This is a genomic window from Succinimonas sp., from assembly GCF_045225735.1.
Taxonomy (GTDB): Bacteria; Pseudomonadota; Gammaproteobacteria; order Enterobacterales; family Succinivibrionaceae; genus Succinimonas.
Genome location: NZ_JBGVBR010000205.1, coordinates 1 through 15,088 on the forward strand (window position 1 = coordinate 1; position 15,088 = coordinate 15,088).

General features: G+C 54.8%; 8 protein-coding genes. 5 read left to right on the plus strand and 3 right to left on the minus strand.

Going from position 1 to position 15,088, the window contains the following annotated elements; all coding sequences use genetic code 11:
- The 5 genes from ACJROR_RS07100 to ACJROR_RS07120 all read left to right on the plus strand — a co-directional run.
- On the plus strand, positions 1-1,468 hold a 1,468-nt coding region (locus ACJROR_RS07100), incomplete at its 5' end, for a potassium/proton antiporter (protein ID WP_406546510.1).
- 229 nt (positions 1,469-1,697) lie between these two features.
- Positions 1,698-5,612: a hypothetical protein gene (locus tag ACJROR_RS07105; RefSeq protein ID WP_406546511.1), complete on the plus strand. Its 3,915-nt coding sequence runs from the start codon at positions 1,698-1,700 to the stop codon at positions 5,610-5,612.
- Between the two features lie 3 nt (positions 5,613-5,615).
- A complete protein-coding gene (locus tag ACJROR_RS07110; RefSeq protein WP_406546512.1) occupies positions 5,616-6,557 on the plus strand; it encodes a glycosyltransferase in 942 nt (313 codons plus the stop codon).
- 199 nt (positions 6,558-6,756) lie between these two features.
- On the plus strand, positions 6,757-7,866 hold the full coding sequence (locus tag ACJROR_RS07115; RefSeq protein ID WP_406546513.1) for an efflux RND transporter periplasmic adaptor subunit: 1,110 nt from the start codon (positions 6,757-6,759) through the stop codon (positions 7,864-7,866).
- A 4-nt stretch (positions 7,867-7,870) separates the two neighbouring features.
- On the plus strand, positions 7,871-11,005 hold the full coding sequence (locus ACJROR_RS07120) for a multidrug efflux RND transporter permease subunit (RefSeq protein WP_406546514.1): 3,135 nt from the start codon (positions 7,871-7,873) through the stop codon (positions 11,003-11,005).
- Between the two features lie 223 nt (positions 11,006-11,228).
- Here ACJROR_RS07120 and ACJROR_RS07125 read toward each other — a convergent pair whose 3' ends face one another.
- The 3 genes from ACJROR_RS07125 to ACJROR_RS07135 all read right to left on the minus strand — a co-directional run bounded on the left by ACJROR_RS07125 (position 11,229) and on the right by ACJROR_RS07135 (position 14,998).
- On the minus strand, positions 11,229-14,054 hold the full coding sequence (locus ACJROR_RS07125) for a protein kinase domain-containing protein (RefSeq protein WP_406546515.1): 2,826 nt from the start codon (positions 14,052-14,054) through the stop codon (positions 11,229-11,231).
- A 206-nt stretch (positions 14,055-14,260) separates the two neighbouring features.
- A complete protein-coding gene (locus ACJROR_RS07130; RefSeq protein ID WP_406546516.1) occupies positions 14,261-14,779 on the minus strand; it encodes a DUF6273 domain-containing protein in 519 nt (172 codons plus the stop codon).
- 72 nt (positions 14,780-14,851) lie between these two features.
- Positions 14,852-14,998, minus strand: a complete 147-nt coding sequence (locus ACJROR_RS07135; protein WP_406546517.1) for a hypothetical protein — start codon at positions 14,996-14,998, stop codon at positions 14,852-14,854.
- Positions 14,999-15,088 lie beyond the last annotated feature (90 nt).

The window sequence follows — 15,088 nt, forward strand, 5'->3', positions numbered from 1 at the left end:
CCAGTCAATTATTCTTTCCACCGTAGGCGTGCTCATCACCTCCGCCATTGTGGGCGGTGCGGCATATTATCTCTTCAAACTCCCCTTCTATCAGTGCATGCTGGTGGGGGCCATTGTGGGTTCCACCGACGCCGGCGCCGTATTCAGCCTGCTGGGCGGCAACGGCGTTACCCTGAAAACCAAGGTCGAATCCCCGCTGCAAATCGAATCCGCCACCAATGACCCCATGGCCATCTTTCTGACCATGACCCTGATCAACCTCATTCAGGCGGAAAACGCCGGTTCCGCCGTCTCCATTGCCGATGCCTCCATGCTCTTCGTGAAGCAGTTTGCCTTCGGCACCGGCTTCGGCATTATCTTCGGACTTCTGGCGCGCTACCTTATCAGCATCATCAACATTCCCTCCGGGCTTTACACCCTGCTGGTAATCGGCATTGCCTTCACCGGCTTTGCCATCACCGCCAGCCTGGACGGATCCGGCTTCCTGGCCATCTTCATCATCGGCATGTGCCTGGGCAACCGCAAAAACCGGCTGGTGAATTTCATTCTTCCGGTGCTGGACGGCCTCACCTGGCTTTCCCAGATCGCCCTCTTCCTTATCTTGGGACTTCTGGTCACCCCCAGCAGTCTCCTGCCGTATCTGGGCACCGGCATCATTATCGCTCTGGTACTGACCTTCATCGCCCGGCCGGTGGCGGTCTTCCTCTGTCTGAAGCCCTTCTTCACCTACAGCACCGCGGATCTGACCTTTATTTCCTGGGTGGGACTCCGGGGATCCGTGCCCATCGTGCTGGCCATCTACCCGATTATGTTTGAGGTGCCGTACGGCGAGATGTACTTCAACGTGGCCTTTGTGATTGTGATCTTCTCTCTGCTGGTGCAGGGGGCGTCCATTCTCCCCATGGCCAAAATCTTCCGGGTGCACGCTCCCAGCCTGGCCGCTCCCATCAGCAAGGGGGATATCGGCATTTCCATCGATGACGACTATCAGATCTTCACCTATGAGATTCAGCACAGCAAATTCCAGGACATCCCCCTCCGGGAGATCAAGTTCCCCAGCAAAACGCAGGTGGCGGCGGTTTTCAAGAAGGGACAGATGGTGAAGCCCAGCGGCAGCACCACCCTCAAAAAGGGAGACGTGGTGTCCGTTATCGGGCACAACGAGGACGAGGAATTCCTGAACTTCATTTTTAACGGCAATGCCAATGTCCGCAAGACCCCGCATTTCTACCGGGGCGATATCATCCTGGACGGCAAGCTGAAAATGACCGAGGTGGCCCGGGACTACAACCTGGTCATCACCAGTCTGGAAAAGCCCCTGACCCTCAACGAGTTTCTGTCCTACCAGCTGGGGGGCTTCCCGATGGCGGGAGACCGGTTCACCCTGATCGACATCCGGCTGTACGTGCAGGAAACCCAGGAGGACAAGATCACCAAAATCGGCTACGAAAAGCTCGATTCCATCTGATGCGGGCGCCGGCATGATCCTTCAGCAATGCCCGGATAATACCGGATCCGGCAAATTTAAGGTACAATAACGCCGCGCCAGCAGGAATGACTCCCGCGGGATGCGGAATGCTCTCAGCCGGTTTCGGTTTCCCGGCAGCAAAAACATGAAAAACCGCTTTTGAGCTCCGGAAGAGCGCCTTAGAGAGTTCCGCTTTAACTGACTGAATTTACACGAGTAATAAAACAACATGACCCGAATCAAGAACCTCCCCAAAATCGGCCATCATTACGGCAAGGCCGCTCCGAAGCTGCTGGCAGCTGCCATACTGGCCGCTCTCCTGGGAATCGGGGGCTACAGCATGTTCGGAGGATCCGGAAAGGATCAGAACGGTTCCATTGCGGATGAGGTAAACACGCCCGAGGATGCTGCGGCCGCTCTTTATTCCAGCATTCTTTCCGAAGACTACAGCCATAACGTCAGACTGGTAGCCAAGCTGCGCAATCTAGATTTTGAAAAGCAGAACGAGCTGCCGGCTTCGGCCATGACCGAGGATGACCGCAACCGTCCGGTGAACATCGCCCCGTATCTTTCCGAGGTGGCGCTGCAGGAGGTGGAGAAGCGCATCCGCAGCTACGAGGAGCATCTGGTGAATCGCCAGTCCACAGCCAACTACAAATTCTATGTGGACAGTCTAGCCAGCATCTTCACCTTCTATCATTCTCTGGATCCGGACATTTCGGATATGGAGCGCACCATTGCCGCCTATCAGGCCTTCGACAAGAACATTGACTATACCATCAATGACATCCGCTCGCTCTACGGCGCGGTAAACGCCCTCCGGGTCTGCCGCTTTCTTATCGGGGAAGGAAATTACAGCCGGCTCTCCCCCTTTGACATGAGAGACTTTATCACTCTCGAGGTAAACAAGCTGATCCAGAAGCTTCCGGTGGATCCTGAGGAACGGGTGCGGAGCATCAGCGAATACAATGCCGAAGACTTTGCCATTCTGACCCCGGAAAAGCTCCATGAGGTGCAGAAGCTTAATCTCTCCCTGCCGTCGGTAATCAACTACATCTCCCTGATTGACGGCATTAAGCCTGATCAGAGAACCCGCAACTATAACTCCATCCGGGAAAACTACAGCAAAACCCTGACTCAGAGCCAGAGCTTCCTGGATCGGGCCCGGGTGTTCTACGAATGCCGGCTTAACACCGCCGCCCCCTTTACGGTAACCGCCAAGGGCACCGGTAAGATCTTCAAGGACGTGGCCCTCTCCGGAAAGCTGCAGCTTAATGCAGTGGAAATGAAAATCGCCACCCCGGTGGCCTCCTGCGAAAACATGGACACCATTTACGTGCTGGTGCCGGAAATAAACGATTATCAGGAGCTTCTGAACCGGGGCATCAACAAAATGGGGGACAGCGACCGAACCATGTTTAAAACGGATCTGGCCCTCTTAGCCGGCATTTACGCCGGACAGAAGGAGATCCCCCTCTCAATTAACGCCTCCGAGGTAGCCGCCGTGGAAAACCCGCTGGAGCAGAACCCGCGGCAGGGACGCTTTGTGGGCACTCAGGAATCGGGCCCGCTTTTTAATGTCAACCTTAATTCCATGAACCTCCTGGAAACTCTGGAAATCAGCCCGGAATCCACGCAGATGTTCCGCCAGGGCGGTCAGGCCGGCGAGTCCTACCGCCGCTCCCGTCAGATGCTGCGCCTCCTGCAGGAGTTTGTGCGCACCGAGGATTCCATGTCCAGCCTGGACTTCGAAAGACTCAATCAGGATCCCTTCCACTATCTCTACGAGCGCTCCCGGGAGTTCTATGCTGACAGCATGGAGCAGCAGGAAAAGGATCTCAATGCCGCGTCCGTAAACGTGGCTGACACCGTGCTGGCCGCTTCCGCTGCGGAAAACGAAAGCGCCCCTCAGGAATATAACGGTCTTAATGCGGACGCCTCTCATACCTTGGTTATCAGCGAGGTGGAAATCCCGGAGCCGGCTCCGGAAAAACCCTCATCTCCTCCGGAACCGGAAAAGCCGGCTCCGACAGATCCGGAGAGCGCACCGGTTACCGCCGAAAACACCCCGGTTACTGCCGAGCCGGTTCCCGAGCCTGAAAAGCCCGCATCGCCCCCGGCAGCGCCGGAGTCTCCGGTGCAGGAATCCCCGGTCGTGGCCGTCATGACGGAAGAGGACAAACCTCAGGAAGCGGCTCCGGAAAAGCCCCTCCTTACCCCCAGGGAGCTCCGGGACGCCAAAACGGAAGTTCTTAAAAGCGAAATCGCCCGCAACAATCAGGACGCCGTCTATGAGCTCGCCATCCGCAATATCAACGGCATCAAGGGAGTTAAGAAGAACCTCAAGGAAGGCGAGACCCTTCTGGAAAAGTCCGCCGCAAGCGGAAACCGGGATGCCGCCTATATGCTGGGATCCATCTATCTTAACAAGCCTAAGAAAACCGCTCAGGACACTGAAAAGGGCATCGCGCTCATTATCGCCGCTGCCGATAAGGGACATGCCGATGCTCTGAACGACGCCGGTCATTTCTATTACGAAGGGAAGCATGTGCCCAAGGACTATCAGAAGGCTCTTGATTACCTCCTCCGGGCCTCCGAACATGAACACAAGGATGCGGACTATCTCCTGGCTCTGATGTACCGGGACGGCCACGGCGTATCCCGGAATCTGGAGAGCGAAATCTCCTATCTTACCCGGGCAGCCAAGGGACGCTACGGCATTCCGAAGGCCTCATACGACCTGGCGGAGATCTACGCCTCGGATCTGGATCCCAGAAAAAAGGATGAAAAGAAGGCCCGGGAATACTACATTGATGCCGCCCGCAAGAACGTAAAGGAAGCTTTCCGGCCGGCCGGCATCGCTCTTCTGAAGCAGAATCCTTCCAGCTTCGAGGGTGCCAAGTATCTCTCCGGCTCTCTCACCAAAAATGATCCGGAGGCCGAAGCGCTCCTGATGAACTACTATATCAAGACCAATGACACCCGGGAGCTCCTCAAGTACATTGCCAAGGCGCCCAAAAACGTGCAGGAGCAGCATCCTCTGGAGATGGGCATCATGTACGATCAGGGCATCAACGTCAAAAAGGACTATGCTCAGGCGGAAAAGTACTATCGCATGGCCATCAAGGACGGCAAAAGCGCCGCCTTCTGCCATCTCGGGGACATGTTCCGGGAGGGCCGGGGCGTGCAGAAGGACATGAGAGCCGCCGTGGGACAGTACACTCAGGGCTCCATGAAAAACGAGCCCTCCTGCATGAAGCAGCTGGCCTATATCAAGCTTACGGAGCCCCGCTACACCAACGCCAATGAGGCCTATGCCCTGCTGGACAAGGCGGTGCACTCGGATCGTTCTGACAAGAAGGCCGCTCAGTATCTCGGCGCCATGAAGGTTTACGGCGAAGGCACCCCCAAGGACGAGGCCGAGGGCATCCGGCTTCTCAGAAACTCCGGACTCAAGCCCGCTCAGTTCCTCAGCAATCTCGTCTCCGGCGACCGGAACCTGAAAAACTGCAGTTCCCCGGTGCAGGCCGGCGTTTACGGCATTAAGAGCTGGGACAGAAGCTGGCTGGCCGCCGCCAGCATGAAGGATCCCCTGTTCCTCAAATATTATCTGGACGCCGGCGGCACTCTGGATCTGGAAAAGCTGGAGGCTGACGCCGCCCGGGCCTGCAAAGGAGATTCCCTCCTTTACGCCGGCAAGGGCTCCCCGGCCGAAAACTCCGAGAAGGCCGATGACCAGTTCAATACCGCTATGAAGCACTACCGCGCCAAAAACTACGCCCAGGCGCTATCATTTTTGGAAAAGGCCGCCGCTCAGGGACATCTCCGGGCTCTTAACAATCTCGGGGTATTCCAGCTCTTCGGCATCGGCACCGGCAAGAACGGCGCTCAGGCATTTACCACCCTGATGAAGGCGGCCAGCAAGGGAGACGTCAAGGCCTCCATGCTGAGCTCCGCCATCCGCATGTACGGCATCGAGGGCGGGCCCCGGGATCCCGGCAAATCCATCGCCTTCCTGACCGACATGGCGGATCGGGGCAACAGCATGGCCGCCGAGCATCTCGTGGCTCTGTATACCATGGGACTGGGAGTGGGCAAGCATGACGGGCTGGCCTTCCTGAACTTCATGAAGCTGGGACGCTGAGCCATGTCCATGATCATCACCGTTGCCATCGTCTGCTGCAACGGCGGTCAGAAATTCAGCGACTGTCTGCACTGTCTGACCTCCCAGAGGGTGATCAGCGCCGACCGGATCCGGGTCTACGATCTGGGATCCGAGGACGGCTCGCAGCAGACCGCCCAGACCTACGGCTGCAAGGTGATCCCCCTGGCCCGGAGAGCCTTTGTCAACGAAACGGCTCTCATGCGTCATGTTATCTATGACAATCTGGATTCCGACATCCTGATCTCCCTGGCTCCGGATGCGGAAATCGATCCCTCCGGCATCTGCGAGCTCTTCCGGTACTTTCTGAAATATCCGGATCTGGCGGTGGTCACCGGACGGCAGGTTCCCGCACCGAACTCCCGCCACCTTACCCGCTACACCTATAATTTTCTGTACCCCTTCACCAGAAAGGACATTCCGGCCTGGCATCTCCAGCGGGTCTTCAGCAGCTTTGCCATGGTCGCCTGGCGCACCCGCTATCTGGCCATTCCCGGAGTGGTGCCCGGATCCAGCGTTTACGCCTTTGCCGATATTTACATCGCCGCCCGGCTGGCCTCCAAGGGGTACCGCACCCTCTACAACCCAATGGCCATCTGTCTCACCGGAAACACCGTCACTCCCGGAGGAGTTTTTCGGACCGGCTACCATTTGTTTTGGTTTTTGCGGCACCAGTCCTGGCTCCGGCATCGCTGGAATCTTCGGATCCGTGATGCGCGGGCGTTTTTCAAGGGCTTTTCCGATTACCTTTCCAGCTATTCCTCCATTCCCCTGATGTTTCTCTGGGCCTGGCTGCTGTATCTGATCACCCTGATAGCCGTTCTGCTCTGCAACATCCGCTGCTACTTCTCCGAACGCCAGAAAAGAAAAACCGGCAAGGGGTTTATCAGAAGACTCTTCGGGAGCAGCGGCAGAACTGCGGAATAAAACCGCGGTTTTCCGCTTCCGGAGAGGATATTTTTTCTCAGAATATAACATTTGCCCGCGGCTCCGTCTTAAAAAATTGACATCCGCCATATGTCAGATCTTGTGCTAATAGGCCCACTGAATTTAAAATACACCCTGAATGATTGTATCTTGTCCGGCCAAGGCCGGATATTTCAACAGCAATAAAGGTTTTTTATATATGCGTCTCTGGAAAATCGCCGTGCCGCTGGCAACCATACTGGCTTTTGGAGCGGTAATCGGCTTCATTATGGTTAGGAATAAAATGACCCAGGAATATCTGGCCAACATGAAGCCTCCGGTAAATCCGGTTTCCGTCATGAAGGTTGCCAAGGCCCCCTGGCAGGAAACCATCAGTGCCATCGGCTTTATCGAACCGAATCAGGGCATTGACGTATCATCAGAGGTTTCCGGCAGCATTACCGGACTTTACTTTGATTCCGGCGATACCGTGCAAAAGGATCAGGTTCTGGTGCAGGTTAACGATTCCGTGGAGCGCGCCAACTACGAGGCTGCCCGGGCAAAGGCTGAAGCGGCACAGAAGAAATTCGTCCGCTATTCCGCTCTGATCAACAAGGGCAACATCTCCCAGCAGGATCTGGACAATGCCAAGGCTGATTATGAAGCCGCCGTGGCTGACGCCCATTCCATCAAAGCTATGATTGACAAGCTGCAGATCCGGGCTCCGTTTACCGGAAAACTCGGTATCCGCAATATCTATATGGGACAATACGTGCAGCCGGGCTCCAAGATCGCCCATCTGGAAGACAACTCCATGGTCAAGGTGCGTTTTGCGGTATCCCAGAACGATGTCAATAAAATCAAACTGGGAGAAAAGGTGGTGCTTACCGTGGACACCTTCCCCGGAGAAGTTTTTGAAGGCGAAATTTCCGCCATTGAAGTGGTCATGAACTACGAAGCCGGCGTGCTTCAGGTTCAGGGAACCATTCCCAATCCGCAGTCCAAGCTTGTTACCGGCATGTACGCCAAGGTCATGGTGCAGCTTCCCTCCGAATATGAACAAATCGCCATCCCTAAAAATGCCGTGGCCTTCAATCTGTACGGCACCTCTGTATACCGGGTTAAAACCGGACAGGACGGCCAGCTGATTTCCGAACTGGTCAATGTCACCACCGGCAATGAAAACGGCGAACAAATCGTAATCGCCTCCGGACTCAATCCCGGAGACGAGATTGTCACTGAAGGTCAGGTAAGGCTCTCCAACGGCAGCTTTATCAAGGTCACCAACCAGTACGGACTGGATCGTCCGGCTAAGGTTCCGGAGCTCTGACAGCATGTTTACAGATATCTTTATAAAACGGCCGGTGCTGGCGATCTGCATCAGCCTCCTGATTACCCTGCTAGGACTCCAGGCCCTGAAAAACATGGCGGTCAGACAGTATCCTGACATGACCAACACCGTTATTACCGTAACCACCAGCTATTACGGCGCCGGAGCCGATCTGATTCAGGGCTTTATCACCACCCCCATCGAGCAGGCGGTAGCCCAGGCCGATAACATTGACTACATGACCTCCAGCTCCAAGATGGGTACTTCGACCATTACCGTCAACATGAAGCTGAACACGGATCCCAACGGCGCTCTGGCGGATATTCTGTCCCGCGTGAACTCGGTGAAATCACTGCTGCCGGCTGATGCCCTGGATCCCTCCATTAGCCTGTCCACCGGGTCTACCACTTCGGTACTCTATATCTCATTTTCCAGCAGTGAAATGGAAGGACCTCAGATCACAGACTATCTTAACCGCGTGGTAATTCCGCAGCTGTTCACCGTAAACGGCGTGGCCAAGGTAACCCTTTATGGCGGCAATGATTATGCTATGAGAATCTGGCTGGATCCCATGAAGCTGGCATCGCACGGCATGACAGCCTCCGAAGTGGTAGGGATTCTCCAGGCCAACAATTTCCAGACCTCATCGGGACAGATTAACAACCTCTTCACCCTGATGAACACCAATACCAACACCCAGGTATCCACTGCCGAGGATCTTTCCGAACTGATAATCTCCTCGAAGGAAGGCGCCGTGGTCAGACTCCGGGACGTAGCCAAGGTATCCATGGCCGCCAACCATGACACCTTCAGAGCCATAGCCAACGGTCAGAAGGGCGTGGTTGCCGCCATTGACGCCACACCTACAGCCAACCCGCTGGACATTGCCGCGGATGTGAAAAAAATGATGCCGACTCTGGAAAAGGGCCTGCCTCCTTCCATGAAAATGGACATCATCTACGACAGTACCATTTCCATTGAGGAATCAATACACGAAGTAATCCACACCATTGTCGAAGCAGCTGTTATCGTGCTGGTGGTTATTACCCTGTTTATGGGCTCCTTCCGGGCCGTGGTAATCCCGATCATCACCATCCCGCTCTCCATGATCGGCGTAATCATGCTGATGAGCGTCTGTGGCTTCTCCATCAACCTCATGACCCTGCTGGCCATGGTGCTGGCTATCGGCCTGGTGGTGGACGACGCCATCGTAGTGGTGGAAAACGTGGACCGGCATATCAAGAACGGACTTAATCCGTTCCGCGCCGCCATTATCGGAACCCGGGAAATCGCCATTCCGGTTATTTCCATGACCATTACCCTGGGCGCGGTTTATTCTCCTATCGCTCTTATGGGCGGCATTACCGGATCCCTGTTCACGGAATTCGCCCTGACCCTGGCCGGTTCCGTGCTGATATCAGGCATTATCGCCCTGACCCTGTCCCCGATGATGTGCTCCAAAATGCTGAAGGCCGAAGAAAAGCCCGGCAAATTCGAAAGCATCGTAAACAAGGTTCTGGACGGTCTTACCGGCATTTACACCAAAATGCTGAGCGCGGTGCTGGCTACCAGAACTCCCATAGTTATCACCGCTCTGGTAATTATGGCCTCCATGCCGTACCTGTTCATGAATACCGCCTCCGAAATGGCTCCGTATGAAGACACCGGCGCCTTCATGATGATGGGCACGGCCCCCAATAACGCTAACCTGGACTATCTGGAGGACGGCGTTAAAAAGCTTACTGCAGAGGCCGCCAAGGATCCCGCAGTTTCCAGTACTTTGGGCATGATCGGCGTTCCGGCTTCCAACCAGACCATGGCCATTTTGGTGCTTAAGGAAATCTCCCAGCGCGACAAGCAGGCCGAGGTGGTTGAACGGGTATCTCCGCATCTTTCCCAGAACCCCAATATCGATGCCACCGTGTTCCAGATGCCGCCGCTGCCGGGAAGTTCCAGCGGTCTTCCGGTACAGTTCGTGATCATGACGCCGAATTCCTTTGAAGAGCTTTTTGATGTAGCTGAAAATGTCATGGAAAAAGCCAAAAAGAGCGGCCTTTTTATCTACTCCGACAGCGATCTGAAATATGATTCCCCTACTCTCTATATCGACGTGGATCGCAAAAAGGCCGGCGCCTACGGCATTACCATGAGCGATATCGGACAGACCCTGTCTACCATGATCGCCGACGGCTATGTCAATCGCGTGTCCATTGACGGCCGTTCCTATGAGGTTATTCCTCAGACCGAGCGTATTGACCGCATGAATCCGGATTCTCTTAACAAGTACTACGTCAAAAATCCTGAGGGGAAAATGCTCCCTTTAGGATCTCTTTTGAATGTCAAGGTCAAAACAGAACCGGCCACCCTGTCAAAGATGTCCCAGCAGAATGCCGCCACCCTGAGCTTTGCCCTGAATCCTGGTGTCACCATGGGCGATGCCGTCAGCTTCTTTGAGACGGTGGTGGTGCCTTCCCTGCCTGCCGGATATACCCATGACTACAAGGGAGAATCCCGGCAGTTCACAACTGAAGGCAGTTCGCTGGCTTCCACCTTCCTTCTGGCGATATTCATCATCTTCCTGGTTCTGGCCTGTCAGTTTGAAAGCTGGAAGGATCCCTGCGTGATCCTTATTGCCGTACCGCTGGCAATCTCCGGAGCCCTGCTCTTCCTGGCAGTGGGCATGGCCACCCTGAATATCTACACCGAGGTGGGACTTATTACTTTGGTGGGTCTGATATCCAAGCACGGCATCCTGATCTGCGAGGTAAGCCGCGAGGAGCAGCTTAAAAACGGACTTTCCAAGATCGAGGCTGTGAAAAAGGCAGCTTCAGTGAGACTGCGTCCGATTCTGATGACCACCGCCGCCATGGTGGCCGGTCTGGTGCCCCTGCTTACCGCCAGCGGAGCCGGCGCGGAAAGCCGCTTCTCCATCGGCCTGGTAATTGTGGCCGGGCTTTCCATCGGCACCATGTTCACCCTCTTCGTGCTGCCGGTGATCTATTCCTTCGTGGGACAGGATCACAAGCCCCTGCCGGAATTCGTGGAAGAAGAAGACCTGAAGAAGCAGGAAGCTGAGAAGATGGCACAGGAGGCAGAGGCAGATAATCAGTCTGATAACTCTGCTCCCCAGCCTGCCTGAAGGCTAGCCTGAACTTAGAGGAGCGCCGGGATCCCAGGGGAGACCGGCGCTTTTTTTGGGGGGATATGTTTTACCCGATGAACATGGGAATGAAATGATGCCTCCGCTGATCCGCCGGAGGTATAAATCAGCCAGCGCCACAGGCGGGGAGGCTCAGGAAACGCAGCGGGCCGCGCCGCAGATTTCGTTCTCCGCTGCGGGGCGCTGATTCCCGGATTAGTGATTAGTTATTCAGGATTAGTCTTAAAGCAGGCCGCACAGCGCCGTCAAGATAGTAGACACGGTAACCGCACGGGTGCAGCGCGCCGCCCGCATTAACGCACGATACGAGGCCCTGATTAATGCCCGGCGTCCGCAGCCACCACCAGCAATAACCGTCATCTCCGGAGGCGCCCCGCGCTTTTGCCAGGGCCGCGGCGGGATGACACATTCTCTCGCTGTCATTCATAAAATAAAGCTTTGCCTCCGTAACACTGAGACAGAAAATGCGGTCACTGGTATTATTTCCGCCGCGGGTATGATACGTCTGGTTATCGTCATGAACTACTTCTGAGAGCTTGATCCTCCGCTGTTCTTCCTCTGAGAACGCCGCCTTCAGAAACTCATTGTTAAGCCAGCTCCGGAGCTCGCAGTTCTCCCAGGTCACTTCGGTATTATTTGGATGATACCGCCGATATGCCAGACCGTATCGGCTGATAAGAAGCGCCTCATTCCCGTTTACCTCCAAAACCAGCCATTCAATGGGTTCTTTGGCATGGGGGGTTTTCAGAGGATTACTGCCGAACTTTATGACGTCTCCTTTTTGGAGCAGCGGAACTCCCCTCACTGTTATCTTCTCCGGAGCGCCGGAAACAAATGAAGCTTTCAGGCGATCAAACAGGGAGGCCCGGGACAAAGCGCTGTCCAGCTTTGCCAGAGAATCGTTTTTCCAGTAATCTCTGTCAAGCGCCGTGAGAGCGCGGCCGTATTTTTCCTTTATTTTGCGAAGCTCGCCGAAGCTTTCTTCGCGAACCAGCCGGTTCAGAAATTCGTTAAACTCCTGCCCGTCCCGGAACAGGTACTCATAGTCCCCGAATACAGCCCAGGAGGTATCATCAAGTCTTTTCTGAATTATTTTCTCCGCCTCCGGATCCGCGCCGGAGAACAGGGCCTTTAAAAAATCCAAGGAATGCCGGTTTTCAAGAAGCGTCCGGAGATACCCCCTGCGGTCATCTCCTGAGAGACTCTCCCAGTACTGATCCCAGTCCTGAATGCTCTCAAAGCTTCTGTCCCCCATACGGAAGATAAAACTGCCGGAAAGACGGTAACCGAAATAGAGAGCCTTTTCGGAAAGAGAGCATGAGTTAAGGGGTTCCCGGGAAAGAGCATGTTTTATATCTGACAGCAAAGCCTTTGCCTTGCCGGCGCTGTCATTATTGAGCGCAAAGGACAGATAAGCCCGAAATCCCAGAGTATTAAAAATGCCCAAAGCCTTCTTAAGAAAAGGATCTTCGTCAGGGCTTTGGGAAGACAGCGCCGCAAGCTCTTTGCCCAATGCCTTCAGATCTGAAAACCTTCTCCCGTGGCAAACGATGTCCCGGCAATTTTCCGCTAAGGCATACCGTATGGCCAGCAGCGCTCCCCCGAAGTCATCGGCATTCGCTTTTGCCATCTCGTTCAAGGAAAGCATAATCCGGGACAATGCGGGGGATCCGAGAACTTCCCTGGCATAGCTTTCCCAAATCCCCTCCCGGAGGTACAGAAAAGCGTCTTTGGCTATGGCGCAGTCTGATTCTTTCTCATAACCGCCCGATAATCTGACCCCGATGTCAAACAGGAAGTCTGCGAGTTCCGGAATTCCGGAAAACTCTCTTCCCGCAAAAAAGAGTTCCCGGACTTCCGGAACCAGCGTATGAATAAGCTGATGCAGGATCCTGAGATTTACCCCCCGATTCGAGCCCAGAGATTTCTCGGCCTCAAGACAATGCCGGGCCAATTTGTTATCAAACAGCCCGAAATGGTGGGTAAGAAGCCCGCGGCCCAGATCCCGCATGCCGAGATCCGGATTCTTAAGCATAGCCCGGGCCAGATCCTCCGGAGCGGCGCAGCTGGTCCCGTCAAAGCTGTAGGGGAGAAATTTAAGAGCAGGCTCCGCGCTTTCTCCCGGCACCGGCGCCTCTTCTCCCTTAAGCCATCGCAAAACCTCGTCATAGCCCCAGCGTCTGTTGGGGTTATCCTTTTCATTACGGTGGGAGATATCCTTATAGGTAAGCCCTAAAACCAGCTTTTTAAGGTCTTCCGGGAAGTTTTCCGGGAACTCGATTTTGCTGATGGCTGCCAGTTTTGCGGCCTCGTCAGGAGAAAGTCCGGGATTCTGAAAGGGGGTAAAGCCGGTGAAAAGCTCAAAGACGGTAATGCCGAGAGCGTAGTAGTCGGTTTCCTTGTGGAAGATCCCCTGCATGGCTTCAGGAGCGGCGTAGAAGGGAGTCATCCCGGTCTCTGTTACCACAAAGGTGTTCTTTCCGGCATCGGAGCTGATGCCGAAGTCGATAAGGACAATATGCTCCCCGGTGTCATCAGGAATCAGATTGGCTGGCTTGAGATCCTTGTGGAGGATGCCGGCATCGTGCACGGCTTTAAGGCCCGCGATAATCGACGGAATAATGAGATTCCGGAGGTCTTCTTCCGAAAAACGGATGCCTTCGGAAAGAAGTTCGGAAAGAGCCGACATCTCGTAGAACGGCCGCGCCACATACTGATGCCCATCATATTCGCCAAACCCTGCCACCGGCGCCACATAGGGGCTTTTTACAGTCTTAAGCTTTTCCAGCACATCCGGCTTTACGGCATTCTCCCGGCGGTAGTATTTGAGAAGAAGCTTCCGTCCGGAGAGACTCCCCAGTCCCGAGCAAAGATAGATATCAGCTTCTCCGGAAACGATGTCCAGCCTGGCGTCCGCATGGAACTCCCCGAGAGTAAGACCGGTAAGATCCGGGAGCTTCTGAACGCAGTTTACCCGCGTTTTTTTGAACTTGCTCAGTAATGAGGAATTAACCTTTGTTTCTGTCATGAGGATCTCTCCGGAAATCAGTTCCCTGCAGTAAACTAAATCCGCGTAACCCTGTCAAAGCCCGCCCCTGAAAAATAAGAACAGGTTCTTAAATGACGCTGCCGGCTGAGAGCCCGGAACCTGGCTTACGTTACCGGAACTGCAATGCCCCGCGGGACTTGGAGGCTCCGCCGCGGCGGGCGGATGCCAGATTAGCAGATTTCAGATTACAGATTCACCCATAAAGCGGGCCGCACAGCGTCGTCAGCACCGTTAACGAGGTCACCAATCTGGTAGATCTCGCCGTCCGCATGAACGATCGCAGCATCGAGCTGAATATAGCCCGGCGACCGCAGCCACCAATAACAGCAGGCCCGGCCATTAATGAAAATTTCATTGGATTGCCAGGCCCCTTTTCCGACAGCATACGGCGTTGGTGCGCATTTACGGGCCGCATCGTCCTTAAAAAGACGCCCCGCTTCTGCAAGACTTAATAAGAACACCCGATCCTCCGTGCTGTTTCCCCCGAAGGTGCCGGACTCGGCATTGCTGTCATTCGCAAGCTTTGTTACGGCAATCTTATTCTGCTCCGCTGGGGTAAAGGCATTCCTGAGAAACTCCCCGTTCAGCCATTTCCGGAGATCGCAGTTTTCCCAGGTCATGTCCGCCAGTTCATGGTGGTACTGCTTGCAGTCAAGAGCGTACCGGGAGATGAGAAACGCCTTGGAGCCGGACTTTTTCAGCACCAGCCACTCGATGGGAGTTTTCTTGCTGCTGTTCTCCTGGTAATAGCTCCCGAATTTGAAATAGTCTCCCTTCTAAAGCTCCGGCACAGTTGCCTTCGGAGCTGCTGCCTTGTCTGCGGTCTTAGCAGCCGGTTTTGCCGGAGTTTGGGGAGCGGCAGTCCCGGCTCCGGTTTCGGCCGGAGTCTTTTCTGCGGCTCCTGATGTTTTGGTGTCTTTCATATAAACCTAAGTTCTTGACAAAAGTAGTTCCATGCCACCGTCAAGAATATAATTTAGATGGCTGTAGCACAAAGTTGTCAATAACAACTT

Coding starts and splice junctions, on each gene's coding strand:
- ACJROR_RS07105 (WP_406546511.1), top strand. CDS start 1,698: ATGACCCGAATCAAGAACCTCCCCAAAATCGGCCATCATTACGGCAAG.
- ACJROR_RS07110 (WP_406546512.1), top strand. CDS start 5,616: ATGTCCATGATCATCACCGTTGCCATCGTCTGCTGCAACGGCGGTCAG.
- ACJROR_RS07115 (WP_406546513.1), top strand. CDS start 6,757: ATGCGTCTCTGGAAAATCGCCGTGCCGCTGGCAACCATACTGGCTTTT.
- ACJROR_RS07120 (WP_406546514.1), top strand. CDS start 7,871: ATGTTTACAGATATCTTTATAAAACGGCCGGTGCTGGCGATCTGCATC.
- ACJROR_RS07125 (WP_406546515.1), bottom strand. CDS start 14,054: ATGACAGAAACAAAGGTTAATTCCTCATTACTGAGCAAGTTCAAAAAA.
- ACJROR_RS07135 (WP_406546517.1), bottom strand. CDS start 14,998: ATGAAAGACACCAAAACATCAGGAGCCGCAGAAAAGACTCCGGCCGAA.